Source organism: Neisseria sp. P0022.S009, from assembly GCF_051956675.1.
In the GTDB taxonomy this organism is placed as follows: domain Bacteria; phylum Pseudomonadota; class Gammaproteobacteria; order Burkholderiales; family Neisseriaceae; genus Neisseria.
The window spans coordinates 477,928-498,050 of sequence record NZ_JBQCXE010000001.1 but is presented as its reverse complement, the minus strand read 5'-3'; the positions used below and the strand labels follow the sequence as shown (position 1 = coordinate 498,050).

At 48.3% G+C, this 20,123-nt stretch carries 16 protein-coding genes and 1 tRNA gene; 7 read left to right on the top strand and 10 right to left on the bottom strand.

The window, feature by feature from the left end; translation table 11 throughout:
- Positions 1-38 precede the first annotated feature (38 nt).
- A complete protein-coding gene (locus ACTHUG_RS02375; protein ID WP_036493020.1) occupies positions 39-512 on the top strand; it encodes a pilin in 474 nt (157 codons plus the stop codon).
- Positions 513-851: 339 nt separating this feature from the next.
- Here ACTHUG_RS02375 and ACTHUG_RS02370 read toward each other — a convergent pair whose 3' ends face one another.
- The 4 genes from ACTHUG_RS02370 to ACTHUG_RS02355 all read right to left on the bottom strand — a co-directional run bounded on the left by ACTHUG_RS02370 (position 852) and on the right by ACTHUG_RS02355 (position 5,843).
- Positions 852-2,378, bottom strand: coding sequence for a DHA2 family efflux MFS transporter permease subunit (locus ACTHUG_RS02370; RefSeq protein WP_049349105.1), 1,527 nt, complete (start codon positions 2,376-2,378; stop codon positions 852-854).
- A 101-nt stretch (positions 2,379-2,479) separates the two neighbouring features.
- Positions 2,480-3,670, bottom strand: a complete 1,191-nt coding sequence (locus ACTHUG_RS02365; RefSeq protein WP_188211761.1) for an HlyD family secretion protein — start codon at positions 3,668-3,670, stop codon at positions 2,480-2,482.
- A gap of 222 nt (positions 3,671-3,892) precedes the next feature.
- On the bottom strand, positions 3,893-5,299 hold the full coding sequence (locus tag ACTHUG_RS02360) for an efflux transporter outer membrane subunit (protein WP_063075651.1): 1,407 nt from the start codon (positions 5,297-5,299) through the stop codon (positions 3,893-3,895).
- A 49-nt stretch (positions 5,300-5,348) separates the two neighbouring features.
- Positions 5,349-5,843: a MarR family transcriptional regulator gene (locus tag ACTHUG_RS02355; RefSeq protein ID WP_004521040.1), complete on the bottom strand. Its 495-nt coding sequence runs from the start codon at positions 5,841-5,843 to the stop codon at positions 5,349-5,351.
- Between the two features lie 297 nt (positions 5,844-6,140).
- On the opposite strand from ACTHUG_RS02355, the gene ACTHUG_RS02350 reads away from it, so the two are divergent.
- On the top strand, positions 6,141-7,022 hold the full coding sequence (locus ACTHUG_RS02350) for a prephenate dehydrogenase (protein ID WP_250615031.1): 882 nt from the start codon (positions 6,141-6,143) through the stop codon (positions 7,020-7,022).
- Between the two features lie 86 nt (positions 7,023-7,108).
- On the opposite strand, the gene hisD is transcribed toward ACTHUG_RS02350, so the two are convergent.
- The 5 genes from hisD to ACTHUG_RS02325 form a co-directional block, all read right to left on the bottom strand.
- Positions 7,109-8,407 carry a histidinol dehydrogenase gene (gene hisD, locus ACTHUG_RS02345; protein ID WP_070838717.1) on the bottom strand — a complete coding sequence of 433 codons (1,299 nt, stop codon included), beginning with the start codon at positions 8,405-8,407 and terminating at the stop codon, positions 7,109-7,111.
- Positions 8,408-8,455: 48 nt separating this feature from the next.
- Positions 8,456-8,995 (bottom strand): hypothetical protein, encoded by a 540-nt coding sequence (locus ACTHUG_RS02340; protein WP_003748489.1) that lies wholly within the window; start codon positions 8,993-8,995, stop codon positions 8,456-8,458.
- Positions 8,996-9,172: 177 nt separating this feature from the next.
- Positions 9,173-9,898: an oxygen-insensitive NADPH nitroreductase gene (nfsA, locus tag ACTHUG_RS02335; protein WP_188213425.1), complete on the bottom strand. Its 726-nt coding sequence runs from the start codon at positions 9,896-9,898 to the stop codon at positions 9,173-9,175.
- Between the two features lie 48 nt (positions 9,899-9,946).
- Positions 9,947-10,600, bottom strand: a complete 654-nt coding sequence (gene hisG / locus ACTHUG_RS02330; RefSeq protein WP_440386084.1) for an ATP phosphoribosyltransferase — start codon at positions 10,598-10,600, stop codon at positions 9,947-9,949.
- Positions 10,601-10,681: 81 nt separating this feature from the next.
- Positions 10,682-11,344, bottom strand: coding sequence for an SCO family protein (locus ACTHUG_RS02325; protein ID WP_440386083.1), 663 nt, complete (start codon positions 11,342-11,344; stop codon positions 10,682-10,684).
- Between the two features lie 283 nt (positions 11,345-11,627).
- On the opposite strand from ACTHUG_RS02325, the gene ACTHUG_RS02320 reads away from it, so the two are divergent.
- From ACTHUG_RS02320 to ilvC, 5 genes are all read left to right on the top strand, one after another.
- A tRNA-Leu gene (locus ACTHUG_RS02320) sits at positions 11,628-11,712 on the top strand.
- Between the two features lie 389 nt (positions 11,713-12,101).
- Positions 12,102-13,829, top strand: a complete 1,728-nt coding sequence (ilvB, locus tag ACTHUG_RS02315; RefSeq protein ID WP_440386082.1) for a biosynthetic-type acetolactate synthase large subunit — start codon at positions 12,102-12,104, stop codon at positions 13,827-13,829.
- 10 nt (positions 13,830-13,839) lie between these two features.
- Positions 13,840-14,331 carry an acetolactate synthase small subunit gene (gene ilvN, locus ACTHUG_RS02310; protein WP_003748480.1) on the top strand — a complete coding sequence of 164 codons (492 nt, stop codon included), beginning with the start codon at positions 13,840-13,842 and terminating at the stop codon, positions 14,329-14,331.
- A 66-nt stretch (positions 14,332-14,397) separates the two neighbouring features.
- The gene (locus ACTHUG_RS02305) at positions 14,398-14,691 is read left to right on the top strand and encodes a putative quinol monooxygenase (protein ID WP_107857323.1); all 294 of its coding nucleotides are present in this window, start codon (positions 14,398-14,400) and stop codon (positions 14,689-14,691) included.
- 61 nt (positions 14,692-14,752) lie between these two features.
- Positions 14,753-15,766, top strand: a complete 1,014-nt coding sequence (gene ilvC, locus ACTHUG_RS02300) for a ketol-acid reductoisomerase (protein ID WP_440386081.1) — start codon at positions 14,753-14,755, stop codon at positions 15,764-15,766.
- A gap of 662 nt (positions 15,767-16,428) precedes the next feature.
- Here ilvC and ACTHUG_RS02295 read toward each other — a convergent pair.
- Positions 16,429-20,123, bottom strand: a 3,695-nt coding sequence (locus tag ACTHUG_RS02295) for a YadA family autotransporter adhesin (protein WP_440386080.1), incomplete at its 5' end; no start/stop codon positions are given.

Below are 20,123 nucleotides of genomic sequence, written 5' to 3'. Positions count from 1 at the left end.
GGATTTACTTTATAAAAATAAGAAAACGATACACTCAAATGAATACCCCATTTCAAGCCCAAAAAGGTTTTACCCTGATTGAGCTGATGATAGTGATCGCCATCCTCGGTATTCTGGTTGTAGTCGCCATACCCACTTATCAAAACTATATCGGCAGGGCGCAAGCCTCCGAAGCACTTTACCTTGCCGACGACCTGAAAACCGAAATCAGCATTGCCTCAGCGGTAAATAACCGTCTGCCCAATGCAGAGGATGTCAGCAAACAAGGCGCAATCGGCGTTACCGCTCAACGCATCGGCGGCACATACATCCAAAACGGTGGCGTAACTGTAGAAGCAGATACAGGCAAAATCAGTATTCCTTTCGATAAAGGCCAAAACAAAGGCAAAGTCCTGACCCTGACCCCTTATCGAATTAACAATGACTCGACTTGGTTGCTTAACTGGCAATGCGGCGGAACGCTGGATCCGATGATGATCCCCGCCATGTGCCGTGATAATTCAAACGGATAACAACCAAGCCCATACCCTACAAAAAACACAAAAATACATTGCGAAGAAAACACCCCAAACAAAGCCAAATACAAACGCGGAAAACGAATCAAAGCAAAAGAAACCAAACTCTCCAAAACAAGGTCATTAAGAGCCTGAATCATCACATTACGAGAATAAATGCCGTCTGAAATCCATTTTCAGACGGCCTCTTTATATCTAACATCCACTAAGGATTAGAATATGTAATTCTATTGAGCATTCCCAAGTAAAAACCCTCTACCCTATTCAAATGCTGAATATCATCTTCTCGCCAAAATCTTCCTTCCCCTTAACCAAGTCAACACAAGAACTTTTTATTTAATGCCCTCCCCCGCTGGAGCCGTTAAACGGAGGTCTTGCCAGCCAAATAATGGGGATCATGCTGATGAATATGATACTGCCTGCCAAGAAGATTTCATTTGAGCCAATAATAAAGCCTTGCTGGGAAATGGTACTATTTATCGCAGCCAGGGCTTGCTCTTTGCTCAGGCCATTGGCCATCATGCCTTGAATAGATTGGTTGCTGATTGAGGACAATGAATTAATATGTTCGGTCAGTTGAGTATGGTGCAGAGCTTCGCGCCGTTCCCACATGGTGCTGACAACGGATACTCCGACACCGCCCATAAACACACGCAAGAAGTTAGACAGGCTACTGGCCGAGGCAATTTGATTGCCTTTCATATGCGACAGCGTGATACTGGTCAAAGGCAGGAAGAACATGGCTACGCCTAAACCCTGCCAAAATTGCGGCCAAACGACGTTGCTCATATCCATACCGGCATAGAAATCGGTTCGCCAATGGAATGTGTAGGCGAACACCAAAAAGCTGGCACTGACAAACAGGCGCATATCGACGCGATTACCAAACTTACCGATAATCGGCGACAGAATAATCGGCAAAAAACCCACCGGCGCAGCAGCCAAACCGGCCCAAGTGGCGGTATAGCCGAGATTTGATTGCAACACCAAAGGCAGCAGGGTCAATGTACCCATATAGACCATAAAGCCCAAGGATGTCGCAACAACGCCTATCGTGAAGTTTCTATTTTTAAACAATGACAAATCAACAATCGGGTATTTCTCGCCCAGCTCCCAAACAATAAAATAGGTTAGAAACACCAAAGCGGTAACACCCAAAACGATAATCTCTCCTGAGGCAAACCAGTCCAACTCTTTGCCCCTATCAAGCATCATTTGCAACGCACCGATACCGACAATCATCAACACCAGCCCGACATAATCAATCGGCGCCCTGACGATTTCGGTTTCCCTGTGTCTAAGCTGTTTCCAAGCAATGGAGGCGGATAAAACCCCGATTGGGATATTGATAAAGAAAATCCATCCCCAATGCCAGTTGTCCGAAATCCAACCGCCCAAAATCGGTCCCAATACAGGGGCAACGACGACAGTCATCGCCCACAAAGCCAATGCCAATGTTCGTTTTTCAGGCGGATAGGAAGCCATCAGAAGACTTTGGGATAAGGGAATCAAAGGCCCGGCGATAAAGCCTTGCAACACTCGGAAAAAAACCAAGGCTTGAAGATTATGCGCCATACCGCACAGCCATGACGTTACGACAAAACCAATCACGGCAGCAATAAAGATTTTAACCTCGCCAAACCGCTTGGCCAAAAAGCCGGTCAGGGGGACGGAAATGGCATTGGCTACGGCAAATGAGGTAATCACCCAAGTGCCCTGCGTGGTCGCCGCACCCAAATCCCCTGCGATAACAGGCACGGCGACGTTGGCGATGGTGCTGTCCAAGACTTCCATAAATACGGCCAAGCTGAGCGCCAACGTTGCCAACACCAGCTTAAACCCTTGTAACGGCGGATAATTCATATTTTTAAACTATAAGACAACCGCCAAAGCGGTCGATTGAAGAGAATCAATATTTCAGACGGCCTGAGCCTTCAATAAAAGACCCAGGCCGTCTGAAAAGATTATTTTGCATATTGCTCGAAGATTTTATCGACTAAAGCATCGGCGGCTTTCCAATCCACACTTTCCGTTTCCGGCAGCGCAGTATTTCGTTCTGCTTCGGCAGTCATGGCTTTACCGCTGCCCTTCTCGGCAACATCGACTTTAACAGTCATCGACAAACCGACACGGAGCGGATTTTTTTGCAATTCTTTGGCATCCAAACTGATGCGCACCGGCACGCGTTGTACGACTTTAATCCAGTTGCCCGTTGCATTTTGCGCCGGCAACAATGAGAACGCACTGCCCGTACCGGCCGACAAGCCCATGACCTTGCCATGGTAAACCACTTTACTGCCGTACAAATCGGCTGTCATTTCAACAGGCTGGCCGATTTTCATTTTGCGCAGTTGCGATTCTTTAAAGTTGGCATCCACCCACAATTCAGACAGAGGTACAACAGCCATCATCGGCGTACCTTGCGCGATACGTTGGCCGACTTGGACATTACGTTTGGCAATTTGACCGCTGATTGGCGAACGGATTTGCGTACGTTGCAGATTCAGCCAAGCGTCTTTGATGTGGCTGATGGCTGTCTGAACCGCTGGTTGTTGGCGCAGCGGAATATTGCTGCCCAATGCTGCCTGAGCAGAAACTTCTTCCGCCTCAACCGCTTTCAATGCAGCCTGAGCCTGAACCACAGCGGCGCGTGCATGGCTGAGTTCTTCGCCGGAAACCGCTTCCGTACCCGCCAAAGATTCGCGGCGGCGCAAATCGGCTTGCGCACGAGCCAGATCGGCTTTGCGCAACAATACTTGCGCTTTGGCTTTTGAATTGACCGCAGTTTGCTGTTTGTTTTGACGGATGGCCTGAATCAATTCATTTTGCGCGCGATCGTATGCCAGCTGAAAATCACTGTCGTCTAAAGCCACCAACACATCGCCTTTTTTCACGACATCCGTATCGTCATACATGACTTTGCGCACCGTGCCGTTCACCTGCGGCGTAATCATCACCAAATGACCGGCCACATAAGCATCTTCCGTTTCTTCTTCATGCTGCCAAAACAGAAAATACGCCAAAGCAACTGCGGCTGCCGTAATAAGAAATAAGAGTGTAACGATAACCAAATTGCGTTTGCGATGCGTTTTAGCGCCGGAAGCGGCTACTTCCGTTTCATTTTGGACATTATTTTTTTCTGATTGAGTATCCATAAGTCCTAACTTTAATTCTGTACATGTGATAACGATATTATTGTCTTGCCGGGCTGCTGGCTCTACCCTCAACCCAATACGCGCGCGAAACGCGCTAAGGGGTCATATTCTATAGTTACACTCTATTCATTACAATAATTTCTTCCGGTAGCAAATGTAAATAAGGTAAGCAAAAGGCCGTCTGAAATTACTTTCAGACGGCCTACCGTTTTAATCAAACGTTTATTTCTTATTTAATTTAAAGCCTCCGCCCAACTGGGCATTGAGGTTACTCCAAGCTGTCAGATATTCTGCATGGTATTGAACCGCCGACATTTTTGTACGCGCAGCTTCGTCTTGTTTTTGCAAGGCGGTCAAGCCGTTATCCAAACCTGCACGAACACGTCCTTTCGCATTTTGCACAGATTTATCCGCGATATTGACCATCTTGTTCCAAGTATCTTGTCGGCTTTTCAGGCTTTGATAGTCCACGACGGCATCTGCCGCCGAACGCATGGCATTCAAAACAGTTTGGTCGTACACGGCAACCTGCTCATTATATTGGGCGCGTTTGCCTGCCAATTTGGATTGCAGCGCGCCGGAGGTGAACAATGGTAGATTCAAAGCCGGAACAATGCCCAACATACCGGATGTCCGTCCGCGAATCAGATTGAACGCATCAATATGCGTCATGCCTGCCAAAACTTTCAACTCAATATTCGGATAAAACTCTGCTTCGGTTGATTTGACGATATGCCATTTCTCTTCAAGCAAGGCTTTTTGTGCCGCGATATCGGGACGGGCAGCCAGCAAGTCCGCTTCAATACGGCTAACCGGCAATGACGGCACAGCGGCCATTTTTTCCGGAACCTGTCCATTTAATGCACCCGGCACACGGCCGGTCAATACAGCCAGACTGTTGCGGATTTTCTCGTTTTTCTGAGTCCATGCCGATTTTTCAAGCTGCAATTGTTGTTGCGCCATTTCCAGAGCGTGCAAAGCATCGGCAGGAGCCAGTTGCGCTTTAACGCGTTGTTGCATCAGTTTCAATGCTTTATCCGCCAACTCTATGCGCGTATCCAGCAGCGCCAGTTGTTCTGTCGCCATCTGCCACGCAAAATATTGGGCGGCTACGGCGTGAGCCAGCTCAGTGCGGATGTGCTGCGCCTCATAAACCGCAGCCCGGCTTTTTCCCAAAACAGCTTGAATCTGCTCTCGGTTTTTACCCCAAAAGTCAAAAACCAAGCTGCCTTGCAGGGCTGCGTTCGCCAAAACCAATGTATGGTCGGTATCGACCATACCGGCTTGAGGTTTGGGTGAAACATAAGCACCCAAACCTGTAACACCCAAGCCGACTTGCGGTTTGTTTGCGGCCCCTACAACGCCCAGCTGAGCCTGAGCCTGCTCAAACCTTGCTTTGACAACACGCAGATTGGTAGATGTCTGAATGGCGGAAGCAATCAAATTGTTTAATTTTTGATCTTTCAGCTTCATCCACCAGCCGTCTTGGGCAGCAGCGGCAGATTGGCCTTGCGGTAGCGGATAGGCTGTTGTCTCATCCAAAGGCGACTGTTTACCGAAGGGCGCACATGCCGCCAACAGCGAAACTGCGGCAACGCATACGCTTGATTTGACCAAACCTAATTTCATACGGACTCCGTTTATGTGTGCCTGCCGCAGACCATCAGGCCGTCTGTTGTCAATTGCCCAAACGGTTCAACAGTTTACCCAACAGGTGTTGCAGCGTATCATAATCCTCTTTCGTGAAATCTTCCCACGCTTGGCCGCTCTGACGGGCAATTTGCGGCCATACTTCGTGGATGAAGGTCTCACCCGAAGGGGTCAATTTTAGCACAATCTGACGGCGGTCTTTTTGATTGATATAACGCTCTACCCAGCCGCGCTCAACCATGTCGTCCGACAGGCGTGTGGCACTGGTGCGCGTCAAGTCCATCAGGTCGCTCAAGCGCGAAGGCAGGATTTCGCTGTTTGGGCTGACGTAAACCGCCATCAGGGAAAACCACAGATTTTCATTGATGCCGAACGCTTTCAGGTTTTCATTCAAATGACTGCTCAAACGTTCGGTTACAATGCGCAACATGCGGGATACTTGGTTTTGCTGCTCCGGAAACTGCGGCAGACGGGTAGAAAGCAAACGCATTGCGTTGACTAATTCGGTTTGTGAAAAACTCATAAATTCCTTCTTTCTGAGTGAATTATTTTATCCGATACCAATCAGAATAAAATATGATGTAATAATTTACTTTAAGATACCAATTACTTACTTTAAGACGTTATACTAATTCAGATGATTATTTTAGTGTATGAAAATCTGATAATCGGTTACATGATCCTACTAAACGGATTTTTCTATGCCTAAATCATGAAAAATCGACCCTAAAAAAGGCCGTCTGAAACCTTGATTCCATCTTTCAGACGGCCTCGATGACAGATTAAAATAAACTTTTCCACTTAAAACCGAATGCAAACCATGAACACTTCCGCCTTTTTCCCCCACATTACCCTTATCGGCGTCGGTTTAATCGGCGGTTCGTTCATGCTCGACCTCAAACGCTTGGGGCTGGTGCAAAGCGTTACCGGCATCGACACCAATGCCGACAACCTCAATTACGCGCTCGACTGCGGCATCATCGACCATGCCTACCCGAATATTTGCGCCGAAAGCATCGGCCATGCCGATTTGGTTTTGATTGCCACGCCGGTCTCCGTCCTGCCTGACGTATGCCGCGACATCAAGCCTTTCTTAAAAGAAACGGCCTGCGTTTCCGATGTCGGCAGCACCAAACAATCGGCACTCAATGCCTTCCGCACCCACTTGTCCGAGCGCCTGCCGCAATGTTTTGCCGCCCACCCGATTGCCGGTTCGGATCAAAGCGGCGCAAAATCCGCGCGTTGCGGTTTGTTTCAAAACAGCCGCCTGATCATTACCTTGCACGGCCAAGAGGCTTCAGACGGCCTAAGACGGTTGAAAAGCCTGTGGCAGGCGGTTGGTTCGCAGATTTTCACCATGAGCGCCGAAGAACACGACAATATTTTTGCCGCCGTTTCCCACTTGCCGCACTTGACCGCCTTTGCCTATGTCCACGCTTTGTTCGACCATCCGCACGGCAAAGACTATCTCCCCTATGCCGCCACCGGCTTTCGCGACTTTACCCGCATCGCCTCCAGCCACCCTGCCGTCTGGACAGACATCTGCCTAGCCAACCGCCCTGCCCTGCTCAAGCTGACCGGCGACTTGAAAGAACAATTATCCAAATTGGAACAGCTCCTTTCAGACGGCAACAAAACCGAGCTTTACCGCTATTTTGAAGAAGCCGCACAAATGCGTAATGACTGGCTGAAAAACCGTTAAACCTGTTTTCAGACGGCCTGATGCCTTCTCGGCCAAACCTTCATCACAATAAAAAGGGCATCTGTTTAGATGCCCTTTTTGGTTTCTTACGGATTGTCTTTCAAACGGAACTCAGCCGCCCTAGCGTGCGCAGTCAAACTTTCGCCATGCGCCAACACGCTGGCGGTTTTACCCAACTTCTGCGCGCCTTGTTCCGAAACCTGAATCAGACTGGAGCGTTTTTGGAAATCATATGTTCCCAAAGGAGAAGAGAAACGCGCCGTGCGGCTGGTCGGCAAAACGTGGTTGGGACCTGCGCAATAGTCGCCCAGGCTTTCACTGGTATAGCGTCCCATGAAAATCGCACCGGCATGGCGGATTTTTTTCGCCCACTCTTGCGGATTCTCAACCGACAGTTCCAAGTGTTCGGGAGAAATATAGTTGGCGATTTCGCAGGCTTCGTCCAAGTCTTTAGCCAAAATCATTGCGCCGCGGTTGCCCAATGAAGCTTCAATAATCGCACGGCGCGGCATGGTTTCAATTAGGCGGTTCATGGCCGTCTGAACTTCGTCCAAATAAGCTTGGGAAGTACCGATCAAAATCGCTTGTGCAATTTCATCGTGTTCTGCCTGACTGAACAAATCCATGGCCACCCAATCGGCAGGTGTCGTGCCATCGGCAATCACCAAAATTTCAGACGGCCCTGCCACCATATCAATGCCGACCACGCCGAACACGCGTCGCTTGGCCGCAGCGACAAAAGCATTGCCCGGGCCGGTAATCTTATCGACTTGAGGCACGGATTCCGTACCATAAGCCAAAGCTGCAACCGCCTGCGCGCCGCCGACCGTAAACACTTTGGTCACACCGGCCACAAAAGCAGCCGCCAACACAATATCGTTGCGCTCGCCTTTCGGAGTGGGAACGACCATGATGATTTCTTTCACGCCGGCAACGTGGGCAGGCATGGCGTTCATGATGACGGAACTCGGATAAGCGGCTTTACCGCCCGGAACATAAATACCGACACGGTCAAGCGGCGTAATCTGCTGGCCCAAAAGCGTGCCGTCTTCGTCTTCGTAAGTCCACGACTCCATTTTTTGGTGTTTATGGTAGCTTTCCACCCGTCTCGCCGCCGTTTTCAAGGCCGTCTGAATGTTTTCGGGCAAACGCTCAAACGCAGACTGCAAATCGTCTTGCGTCAGGATTAAATCATCGATGGTTTGAGCGGATGTACCGTCAAAGCGGTTGGTGTATTCAATCAGCGCCGCATCGCCGCGTTTTTGAACATCGGCGCAGATGTCGGCAACAATACGGTCGATTTCAGGATTTTGCGCGGTTTCAAAAGCGAGTAACGCTTTAAGTTCGGCTTGAAAATCAGGGGATTGGGTGTCGAGTTTCTTCATGGTTTGCTCTCTTCTTTGTTTCTATATCTCTACGAAAATCCTACCTAGCTATTCTTTGATCACGTTTTGGCACTTTTCATCCCAGTATACCTTCCATCTACCATGTTTTTTAGCAAAAAAAACCGTAAACTCATCATTTACATAATCGGCAACATAGCGAAGATTAGGAGGATTTTCATCAAAACTTAATATCCAAGGATGGAAGTAAAAGGTTTTCTCCCACCTCTTCTGAGTATAGCCGAGATTCTTGGCAAACTGAGGGATGGGTTGTTGCATCTCACTTTCCAAATAGGACTGAATGGCATTGTCAATACTATTTAAACGAGCTAATAGTTGCTTAAACTGATCTTCCTCCTCAATTTTGAAATCACCTATGAACTCAAATTCTGCAAAGTCTATAGAAAATTCAAATAATGTGATTTTACCATCCTCAGCATAGTGCCCATCTTCATCAACACAACAACGAGTTCCTGACTTCAACACTCGCTCAAAATCTAGATCCGCAAAGCGATTACGGGGAAGTATTGACTCACGCTCTTGAGATTTTTGGGATTTTTTACTAAATAACTGCTTAAATATCTGAAGCATCGCATCTCTCTATTCTTCCTCAACAACATCAGCTATGAAGTCATTTCTGTTTATCCCAAGCACTTAAACCGATTGGAATAGACCTACTTAACCAGCGCAACTGAGAATTATCTTTATATATTTCTTTTCCAGTTCTTATGTTCAGACGGCCTCAGCCACATACAGGCCGTCTGAACATTATCTTTTCAAAAAACCTTTTTTCTGCAAAAACGCCAACATATGCGGCCGCACGGGATTGCCCAAGGTTTTGGCCAGCGATTCCTTCCAAGGTATCGGGCTGCCCTTGCGTAACTCATAATAATCCGCCACGGCCTGATTATAGGTTTCAACCGCATCGGCATTCAGGCTTGGGCAGGCGTTTTCGGCGTACACCATTTCCTTCGGCAGGCGCGGTTTGAACGGCGGGTCTTGGTCGGGATAACCAAGGCAGAGCCCCACCAAAGGCACGCAATAATCCGGCAGGTTCAATACGTCCGATACTTTTTGCGCATTATTGCGCAATGCGCCAATATACACGCCGCCCAGCCCAAGCGATTCGGCGGCAAGCAATACGTTTTGCGCCATAATGCCTGCATCGACCGCGCCAATCAGAGTAACTTCCGCCCAATCAATTTGCGCATCGGGAAACATCGCCTTGTGTTTGGAGAAATCGATGCAAAACAATAAAAATTCCGCACAATGGACAATATAAGGTGCGCTTCCTGCCGCTTCATGTATTCCCTGCCTCAGCGCAAGGTCGGATACGCGGATGATGGAAACGCATTGCAGGTTGTTGGAAGTCGAAGCCTGCTGCCCCGCACGCACCAGCGTATCGAGGATTTCATCGGTAATCGGCTCGGAAGTAAACCTGCGGATGGAACGATGGGAAAGAATCGTATCGAGTGTCGGTTTGCTTTGCATCATGACGGGGCTTTCAAACTGGGTTGGCAAACAGGTTTTACTAAAAACTTTTCAGACGGCCTTAGCGGCATCTTCAAATGCCTGAATAATCGGATTCAACAGCTCATATTTGGTTTTCAAGGCAGCTTTGTTGACCACCAAGCGGCTGGAAATATCAGCCACATGTTCTACAGCTTCCAAACCATTGGCCTTCAATGTATTGCCGCTGGAAACCAAATCGACAATCGCATCGCTCAGACCGACCAAAGGCGCAAGCTCCATCGAGCCGTACAGTTTGATGATGTCCACATGCACACCTTTGCCGGCAAAATGTTCGGCGGCGATGTCGGGATATTTGGTGGCAATCCGCAAGCGGCTGCCGGGTTGGGAAGCGGCGGCATAATCAAAACCTTTTTTAACCGCAACCATCATGCGGCATGAGGCGATGTGCAAATCCAAAGGTTGATACAGGCCATCTCCGCCATGCTCGATCAGCACGTCCTTACCGGCAATGCCGAAGTCCGCCGCACCATATTGCACATAAGTCGGCACATCGGTCGCACGCACAATCACCAAACGGATGTTGTCATGATTCGTGCCAATAATCAGCTTGCGCGATTTTTCCGGCTCTTCTGCAGGCACAATACCGGCGGCGGCCAACAGCGGCAGGGTTTCCTCAAAAATCCGTCCTTTGGATAAAGCAATCGTTAAAAGTGTGTCGGTCATTTTTTCTTTTCCTTTGCCGTATCAAAAGCAAGAAGGCCGTCTGAAATCAACAACCCATTTCAGACGGCCTCAACTACGGTTTTACAATAAAGTTTTCACATCGGCTGCAATCGTTTCAGGCTCGCTGCCGTAAGGCGAGAAAATCGCCACTTCACCGTTTTTATCAATCAAATATGCGCCTGAAGAATGGTCGACCAAATAGTTTTCGCTGTCTTCTTTTTGGTTCACTTTAGCCGATACCACGCGGTATTGCTGCTTGATGACTGGCAGGCTTTGATCGCCGGTAGCCGTCAGGCCGATAAAATCAGGGTTGAACTGTTTGGCGTATTTGCCGATTACTTCAGGCGTATCGCGCTCAGGGTCGATGCTGACGAATACCACTTTCACGTCTTTAGCCTGATCGCCCAATTGTTTCAAAGTATCGCTGTAAGTCAGCAACTCGGTCGGGCACACGTCAGGACAGTGGGTATAACCGAAAGACAGGATAACCACTTTGCCTTTCAAATCGCTCAGGCTGAAAGGTTTGCCGTCGCCATCGGTCAATGTAAAGTCGCCGCCAATGTCTTCTTTGCGCATATCGGTACCACGCGCTTGCGCTTTGGCAGTAGATTCACCGGAAGCGGACGGTGCGGCAGAAGCGGCAGGCGCCGAAGAAGCTTCTTTGGCTTCCTCTTTAGGCTGACAAGCAGCCAGGGTGGCCAACGCAATAGCACTGAGTAAGAAAGTTCGTGTAACGGAAAGCATAAATTTTCTCCAAAACCGTTTCAAATAAATAAGGCCAAACAACCACCCGGCCAGTCTAAAAACAAAACATCTTCATATTAACGCGTTTGACACATTAAAAGTAGCCCTTTTTGTAGATAAATACCGTTTTTTTGTTTTAAAAACCTACCTTCCATTTGGACAGGCATTAAACTCAAAAAGTTTAATTCATTAAAAATCAAACAAATATAAAAATAATTCAATTTTTTTTCAAATACCGCTTTACAAGATTCGAGAACTCGCTATAATGACGACTTCTTCGCTAGCCCAGGTGGCGAAATTGGTAGACGCAGGGGACTCAAAATCCCCCGCCGCAAGGTGTGTCGGTTCGAGTCCGACCCTGGGCACCAAATTTAAAAAACCTCTTGATTCAGTCAAGAGGTTTTTTGCTATTCGTTATTTGCAAAAACCTTCTCCTTACTCAAACTGTCAACAATCCATCCACACCAAGATCAATAAAACTGTTTTTTTATTTCTTTAAAATCAACCTTCAATCTATTTTCCCGTTTCAAATGTTAAAAGATGAAAGATTTTATCTTGATTGAACAGTCGGTTTGCGTTATCTTTTCTACTCTTTTTCACAAACTCTGTGTTCCTTTCCAATTGTTTGGACAGTCTGACTGTCGCCGTATTCCCTCAATGCGCGTACCCTAAATCGCTGCTTGGCGGAATTGCATTACAGGTGCTGTGGTGAGGCGGATTGTTCCTATTGGTTAGAAACCGCATAAAAGAGGTCAATATGCAATTATCAGGCGCACAAATCGTCGTGCAAAGTCTCAAAGCCGAAGGTGTCGAGTATGTATTCGGCTATCCGGGCGGCGCGGTTATCGAAATCTACGATGCCCTTTTCCAACTCAATAAATTCAAGCACATCCTGGTTCGCCACGAGCAGGCAGCCGTACATGCGGCAGATGCCTATGCCCGTGTCAGCGGCAAAGTCGGCGTTGCCTTGGTGACTTCCGGCCCAGGTGTAACCAATGCCCTGACCGGTATCGCCACCGCTTACAGCGACTCCATTCCGTTGGTAGTCATCAGCGGCCAGGTGGGCAACTCCCTTATCGGGACAGACGCATTCCAAGAAGTGGACACAGTCGGCATTACCCGCCCTTGTGTCAAACACAATTTCTTGGTAACCAATATTGCTGAGTTGGCAGACACCATCAAAAAAGCTTTCCAAATTGCCGCAAGCGGCCGTCCGGGTCCCGTTGTTGTCGATGTTCCTAAAGATGTCACCCAAGCAATGGCTAAATTCAGCTATCCGCAAGAAGACATCTTCATCCGCTCTTACCAACCGGTTGTACAAGGCCACATCGGTCAAATCAAAAAAGCCGTACAAATGCTGGCTTCCGCCAAACGCCCTATTGTTTACTTCGGCGGCGGCGTGGTTTTGGGCAATGCCTCTGAGGAAATGACCAAATTCGTCCGCATGATCGGCGCTCCTTGTACCGGTACATTGATGGGCTTGGGTGCATACCCTTCCAGCGACCGCCAATTCTTGGGTATGCTGGGTATGCACGGTACTTACGAAGCCAACCTCGCCATGCAGAATGCAGACGTTGTACTGGCAATCGGTGCGCGCTTCGATGACCGCGTGATTTCCGTACCATCCAAATTCTTTGAAAAAGCCAAAAAGATTATTCATATCGACGTTGACCCGTCCAGCATTGCCAAACGTGTCAAAGTGGATATCCCGATTGTCGGCGACGTGAAAAACGTATTGTCCGAAATGATTCAATTGTGGGGCAAGCAAGAATCTGCACCTGCAGCCGACTCATTGGATAAATGGTGGAAAAGCATCGAAGAATGGCGTTCGCGCAACTGCCTGTGGTTTGATAATGAAAGCGAAATCATCAAACCGCAATACGTCATTCAAAAACTGGCCGAAATCACCAATAATTCTGCCATCATTACTTCCGACGTCGGTCAACACCAAATGTTTACCGCCCAATATTACCCATTTGAGCGTCCTCGCCAATGGCTCAATTCCGGCGGTTTAGGCACAATGGGTGTCGGCTTGCCATATGCCATCGGTGCGAAACTGGCTGCTCCTGATCAAGATGTATTCTGCATCACCGGCGAAGGCTCGATTCAGATGAACATCCAAGAGCTGTCGACCTGCTTCCAATACCGCGTTCCGGTTAACGTCGTTACCCTGAACAACGGCTACCTCGGCATGGTCCGCCAATGGCAAGAACTTTATTACGGCAACCGTGAATCGGAAACCTATTTCGACTCATTGCCTGATTTTGTCAAACTGGCTGAAGCCTACGGCCATATCGGCATCCGTGTGGACAAGAAATCCGATGTAGAAGGCGCTTTACTGGAAGCATTAAACCAAAAAGACCGTCTGGTATTCCTCGATTTCTTGACCGACAAGAAACAAAACGTACTGCCTATGGTCGGCAACGGCAAAGGTTTGGATGAAATGGTTCTGCCGCCGCATATGCGCGATATTGCAAAAGCGTAAGGAGAAAGAAATGCGACATATCTTATCTATTCTGATGGAAAACGAATCAGGTGCGATGAGCCGTGTGGTAGGTTTGTTCTCCGCACGCGATTACAACATCGACTCCCTGGCCGTAGCACCAACCGAAGACAAAACCTTGTCTCGCATGACCATTGTTACCCACGGCGATGAGCACGTTATCGAGCAAATCACCAAACAACTCAACAAACTGATTGAAGTTGTCAAAGTGGTTGATTTGAACGAAAGCCGTTTTGTCGAACGCGAACTGATGTTGGTAAAAGTCCGCGCCGTCGGCAAAGACCGCGACGAATTCCTGCGATTGACCGAAATCTACCGTGGCAGCGTCATTGATGTAACAGACCGCAGCTATACCATCGAAATCACAGGCTCTACCGAAAAACTCGACTCTTTCCTCGAAACAGTCGGTCGTGCTCAAATTTTGGAAACCGTCCGCACAGGCGCAGCCGGTATCGGTCGTGGCGAGCGTATTTTGAAAATTTAACGCTGTATCGTTCAGACGGCCTTTTACTTTCAACAAAGGCCGTCTGAAAAACAGCAGGAGACAAACATGTCAAGCATCCAAATCGTTGCATTAGTTACCGTCAAACCCGAATACACCGAGGCTCTGGCTGCCCAGTTTAAAGAATTGGTCAAAGCCAGCCGTGCAGAAGAAGGCAACATCAGCTACGACCTGCACCAAGAAATCGGCAAACCCAACCGTTTCGTATTCGTAGAAAATTGGAAATCCCAAGCAGCTATTGACGAACACAACGCCAGCGAACATTTCCAAAACTTCGTCAAATCCATCGAAGGAAAAACCGAAGCATTGGAAATCGTCTTGATGAATCAAGTCCCTGCTTAACCCCCTATTACTTTTAACTCAACCCGGATTGTCCGGAACCCTCTTACACTAAGGAAATAAAATGCAAGTTTATTATGATAAAGACGCTGACCTTTCTCTGATCAAAGGCAAAACCGTTGCCATCATCGGTTACGGTTCACAAGGTCACGCACACGCAGCAAACCTGAAAGACTCCGGCGTAAATGTCGTCATCGGTCTGCGCCAAGGCGGCTCTTGGAAAAAAGCCGAAGCAGCCGGCCACGACGTACGCACCGTTGCCGAAGCAACCAAAGCAGCCGACGTTGTGATGATTCTGTTGCCTGACGAAAACCAACCTGTCGTATACAAAAACGAAATCGAGCCAAACTTGAAAGAAGGCGCAGTATTGGCATTCGCTCACGGCTTCAACGTACACTACAACCAAATCATACCCCGCGCCGACCTCGACGTTATCATGGTTGCCCCTAAAGGCCCAGGCCACACCGTACGCAGCGAATTCCTGAAAGGCGGCGGCGTACCTTCCCTGATCGCCGTTTACCAAGATAAAAGCGGCAAAGCACGCGACATCGCCCTGTCTTACGCAGCAGCCAACGGCGGCACCAAAGGCGGCGTAATCGAAACCAACTTCCGCGAAGAAACCGAAACCGACCTCTTCGGTGAACAAGCCGTATTGTGCGGCGGCGTGGTCGAATTGATCAAAACCGGCTTCGAAACCCTGACCGAAGCAGGCTATGCCCCAGAAATGGCCTACTTCGAATGCCTGCATGAAATGAAGCTCATCGTTGACCTGATTTACGAAGGCGGCATCGCCAACATGAACTACTCCATTTCCAACAATGCAGAGTACGGCGAATACGTAACCGGCGTCGAAGTCATCAACGACAAATCCCGCGAAGCCATGCGCAACGCCCTCAAACGCATCCAAACCGGTGAATACGCTAAAATGTTCATCCAAGAAGGTGCCGTCAACTACGCCAGCATGACAGCCCGCCGCCGTCTGACCGCCGACCACCAAATTGAAAAAGTCGGCGCTCAACTGCGTTCCATGATGCCTTGGATTGCCAAAAACAAACTGGTTGACCAAGACAAAAACTAATCTGTCTTTCAATCAAATAAAACCTGCCCGAGCAATCAGGCAGGTTTTTTATATATTTGCAAACCCAATACACTATAAATTCCAATTACCAAGGCCGAGAGCTGTGCAAAATTCCCCAAAATCTCCTAAATGTTTTGGTGGGAATTTAAGGAATTTTGGGGAATTCTGCACAGGTTTCAAGCCGTTATGTGATCGAACAATGCTTCGGTACGCTGCACTGTAAATTCTGCTACGCCCGAGCTGTCTATTTTGGTTTGCTCAAAGTGAGTGCACAAAAACATCTGAAGGCGATGTGTTTAAACCTTTTGAAAGCGGCTAACACCTGTTGTCACCTAAAAGGCGGCCCGGATTCCTGATTATTGGGTATCCTAGGGGATTTAAGGGGGTATTTGAGTAGGATCGGTGAATATTTGAAACGAAAACAGCTGAAACCTGTCCTTAGGTTTCAGCTGTTGGGTAAAAAGAAATTTTGCAAAGGTCTCGGCCTTTTGAATTACAACAGACTGCTAAAGATATATTCATTTATCTTTGGCTACTGTCCTGATTAATTCATCAAATAAATTCAAAACATAATCTAAGCATAAAAAAATGCGGCCTAAATAGGCCGCATTTACTTTGCTTCGTCTTTTCAGACGGCCTTTTCAGGCCGTCTGAAAGTCAGATTACCATTGGTAACCAACTGCTGCGGTAGCACCGAAGTGACCACGTGAGTTGCCGGAAGCAGTACCTTTGATGATCCAGTTACCACCATCGGAGATGCTAGAGAAGCCGACAGCGTAACCGGTTTCACCGCGGTAGTGACCGCCACCGATAGCCAACATGCTCTTACCTGGCAAGTAAGCTTGTGGCAGACCGGCAGTAGCCAAGGCTTGAGCCACACCTGCGCGGGCGTTGTTGTCAACCTTGTTCACATTGCTGTTCACATCGCCGAATTTTTGGTTCAGCTGGTCAACGTTAACCGCATCGGTACCGTTCTTACCTGGAGCAACATTTTTAATAGTAGTGTTGCCGGCATCGATACCACCTTGGTTGATGGTTACAGGACCTGCTTTCAGTTCGTTAGTAGTAACACTGTTAACGGTCAGATCAGGGTTCAAGCTGACTTTCAGCGCATCGCCGTCTTTCTTAACGAAGATGTTTTGAACTTCTTTCTCTGAAGTCTTACCGGTTGCTTTGTCGAATACTTGAACTTTAGTACCCGCATCACCTTTAATCTGAATAGTGTTATTCAGAGGTTTGGAGATAGAGTGCTCTTTATCAACAATACCAGTCTCATCAACCAGACCGAAGGTGCCGTCAGCATCTTTACCATCTTTACCGTCTTTACCATCTCTAATGATGGTGGTGGTGGTGTTACCGTTACCGTCTTTGATGGTTACAGTATGTTCGCCTTTAGCTGTAGTTTCAACTTTAGCTTCAGCGTTCTTACCATCTTTCACAACTTTAGAAGTGGTATTGATAACATTACCATCTTTATCCAAGTTTCTAACAGTGATAGTGGTTTTACCTTCAGCATCATCACGTGTAACTTCAGCTTCAGCTGACTTACCATTATCACCGGTTGCACCAGTTGCGCCGGTATCACCTTTGGCACCTTGAGCACCGGTATCACCTTTAGCACCTTGGGCACCAGTGTCACCTTTGTCGCCTTTAGCGCCTTGGTCACCTTTAATACCTTGGTCACCTTTATCGCCTTTGTCGCCTTTGACACCTTTATCGCCTTGGTCACCTTTGGCACCAGTTGCACCGGTAGCGCCAGTTGCACCGTCTTTAACGATAGTAGTAGTAGTGTTACCGTTACCGTCTTTGACAGTTACAGTGTGAGTGCCGTTGCCGTTGTCTTTAACTTCGGCTTCAGCGTTCTTACCGTCTTTAACGATAGTGGTAGTAGTTTTACCGTCGCCATCGGTGATGGTTACAGTGTGAGTACCGTTGCCGTTGTCTTTAACTTCGGCTTTGGCGTTCTTACCGTCTGCACCGTCTTTAACGATAGTGGTAGTGGTATTACCGTCGCCATCGGTGATAGTTACAGTGTGAGTGCCGTTGCCGTTGTCTTTAACGTCAGCTTTAGCATTCTTACCGTCTGCACCAGTGTCACCTTTAGCACCGGTATCACCTTTAGCACCGGTATCGCCTTTGTCGCCTTTAGCGCCTTGGTCACCTTTAATACCTTGGTCACCTTTATCGCCTTTGTCGCCTTTGACGCCTTTGTCGCCTTGGTCACCTTTGGCACCGGTATCACCTTTAGCACCGGTATCACCTTTATCACCTTTAGCACCGGTATCGCCTTTAGCAGCAGCTGTACCGTCTTTAACGATGGTAGTAGTGGTATTACCGTTACCGTCTTTGATGGTTACAGTATGAGTGCCGTCACCGTTGTCTTTAACGTCGGCTTCAGCATTCTTACCATCTGCACCAGTTGCACCGGTAGCACCGGTAGCACCGTCTTTAAGGATGGTAGTAGTGGTATTACCGTTACCGTCTTTGATGGTTACAGTGTGGGTGCCGTCGTTGTTCTTTTTAACTGAGGCTTCAGCATTCTTACCGTCTTTAACGATGGTAGTAGTGGTGTTACCTTCACCATCGGTGATGGTTACAGTATGAGTACCGTTGCCGTTGTCTTTAACGTCAGCTTTAGCGTTCTTACCATCTACGCCGTCTTTAACGATAGTAGTAGTGGTATTACCTTCGCCATCGGTGATGGTTACAGTGTGGGTACCGTTGCCGTTGTCTTTAACATCAGCTTTAGCGTTCTTACCATCTACACCGTCTTTAACGATGGTAGTAGTAGTTTTACCGTCACCGTCAACAACAGTCACAGTGTGAGTACCGTCACCGTTGTCATTAACTTTGGCTTCAGCGTTCTTACCGTCTGCACCGGTATCACCTTTGGCACCAGTTGCACCGTCTTTGACGATGGTAGTAGTAGTGTTACCGTTACCGTCTTTAATGGTTACAGTATGAGTACCGTTGCCGTTGTCTTTAACTTCGGCTTCAGCGTTCTTACCGTCTTTAACGATGGTAGTAGTAGTTTTACCGTCACCGTCAACAACAGTCACTGTGTGAGTACCATTGCCGTTGTCTTTAACGTCGGCTTTGGCATTCTTACCGTCTGCACCGGTATCACCTTTCGCGGCGGCTTTACCGTCTTTAACGATGGTGGTAGTAGTTTTACCGTCACCGTCAACAACAGTCACAGTGTGAGTACCGTCACCGTTGTCTTTAACTTCGGCTTTAGCATTCTTACCGTCTGCACCGGTATCACCTTTGGCACCAGTTGCACCGTCTTTGACGATGGCAGTAGTAGTGTTACCGTTACCATCTTTAATGGTTACAGTGTGAGTACCGTCGCCGTTGTCTTTAACTTCGGCTTCAGCGTTCTTACCGTCTTTAACGATAGTGGTAGTAGTTTTACCATCACCGTCAACGATGGTCACTGTATGAGTACCGTCGCCATTGTCTTTAACATCAGCTTTGGCATTCTTACCATCGGCACCAGTTGCACCGTCTTTAACGATGGTAGTAGTGGTGTTACCGTTACCGTCTTTGATGGTTACAGTGTGGGTACCGTCGCCGTTGTCTTTAACGTCGGCTTCAGCGTTCTTACCATCTGCACCAGTTGCGCCGGTATCGCCTTTGGCACCAGTTGCACCATCTTTAACGATGGTAGTAGTAGTGTTACCGTTACCGTCTTTGATGGTTACAGTGTGGGTACCGTCGCCGTTGTCTTTAACGTTGGCTTCAGCGTTCTTACCGTCGGCACCAGTGTCACCTTTAGCACCAGTTGCACCGTCTTTAACGATGGTAGTAGTGGTGTTACCGTTACCGTCTTTGATGGTTACAGTGTGAGTACCGTCGCCGTTGTCTTTAACGTCAGCTTCAGCGTTCTTACCGTCGGCGCCAGTGTCACCTTTAGCACCAGTTGCACCGTCTTTAACGATGGTAGTAGTGGTGTTACCGTTACCGTCTTTGATGGTTACAGTGTGGGTACCGTCGCCGTTGTCTTTAACATCAGCTTCAGCGTTCTTACCGTCGGCACCGGTTGCGCCGGTATCGCCTTTGGCACCGGTTGCACCGTCTTTAACGATGGTAGTAGTGGTATTACCGTTACCGTCTTTGATGGTTACAGTGTGGGTACCGTCGCCGTTGTCTTTAACGTCGGCTTCAGCGTTCTTACCGTCGGCACCAGTGTCACCTTTGGCACCAGTTGCACCGTCTTTAACGATGGTAGTCGTGGTGTTACCGTTACCGTCTTTGATGGTTACAGTATGAGTACCGTCGCCGTTGTCTTTAACGTCGGCTTCAGCGTTCTTACCGTCGGCACCAGTTGCACCAGTCGCGCCGGTATCGCCTTTGG

Excerpts from the sequence above, each read along its gene's own strand:
- ilvB (WP_440386082.1), top strand. The coding sequence starts at position 12,102 with ATGCAATTATCAGGCGCACAAATCGTCGTGCAAAGTCTCAAAGCCGAA.
- ilvC (WP_440386081.1), top strand. The coding sequence starts at position 14,753 with ATGCAAGTTTATTATGATAAAGACGCTGACCTTTCTCTGATCAAAGGC.
- ACTHUG_RS02355 (WP_004521040.1), bottom strand. The coding sequence starts at position 5,843 with ATGAGTTTTTCACAAACCGAATTAGTCAACGCAATGCGTTTGCTTTCT.
- ACTHUG_RS02350 (WP_250615031.1), top strand. The coding sequence starts at position 6,141 with ATGAACACTTCCGCCTTTTTCCCCCACATTACCCTTATCGGCGTCGGT.
- ilvN (WP_003748480.1), top strand. The coding sequence starts at position 13,840 with ATGCGACATATCTTATCTATTCTGATGGAAAACGAATCAGGTGCGATG.
- hisG (WP_440386084.1), bottom strand. The coding sequence starts at position 10,600 with ATGACCGACACACTTTTAACGATTGCTTTATCCAAAGGACGGATTTTT.
- ACTHUG_RS02370 (WP_049349105.1), bottom strand. The coding sequence starts at position 2,378 with ATGAATTATCCGCCGTTACAAGGGTTTAAGCTGGTGTTGGCAACGTTG.
- ACTHUG_RS02360 (WP_063075651.1), bottom strand. The coding sequence starts at position 5,299 with ATGAAATTAGGTTTGGTCAAATCAAGCGTATGCGTTGCCGCAGTTTCG.
- ACTHUG_RS02340 (WP_003748489.1), bottom strand. The coding sequence starts at position 8,995 with ATGCTTCAGATATTTAAGCAGTTATTTAGTAAAAAATCCCAAAAATCT.
- ACTHUG_RS02325 (WP_440386083.1), bottom strand. The coding sequence starts at position 11,344 with ATGCTTTCCGTTACACGAACTTTCTTACTCAGTGCTATTGCGTTGGCC.
- ACTHUG_RS02365 (WP_188211761.1), bottom strand. The coding sequence starts at position 3,670 with ATGGATACTCAATCAGAAAAAAATAATGTCCAAAATGAAACGGAAGTA.
- nfsA (WP_188213425.1), bottom strand. The coding sequence starts at position 9,898 with ATGATGCAAAGCAAACCGACACTCGATACGATTCTTTCCCATCGTTCC.
- ACTHUG_RS02305 (WP_107857323.1), top strand. The coding sequence starts at position 14,398 with ATGTCAAGCATCCAAATCGTTGCATTAGTTACCGTCAAACCCGAATAC.
- hisD (WP_070838717.1), bottom strand. The coding sequence starts at position 8,407 with ATGAAGAAACTCGACACCCAATCCCCTGATTTTCAAGCCGAACTTAAA.
- ACTHUG_RS02375 (WP_036493020.1), top strand. The coding sequence starts at position 39 with ATGAATACCCCATTTCAAGCCCAAAAAGGTTTTACCCTGATTGAGCTG.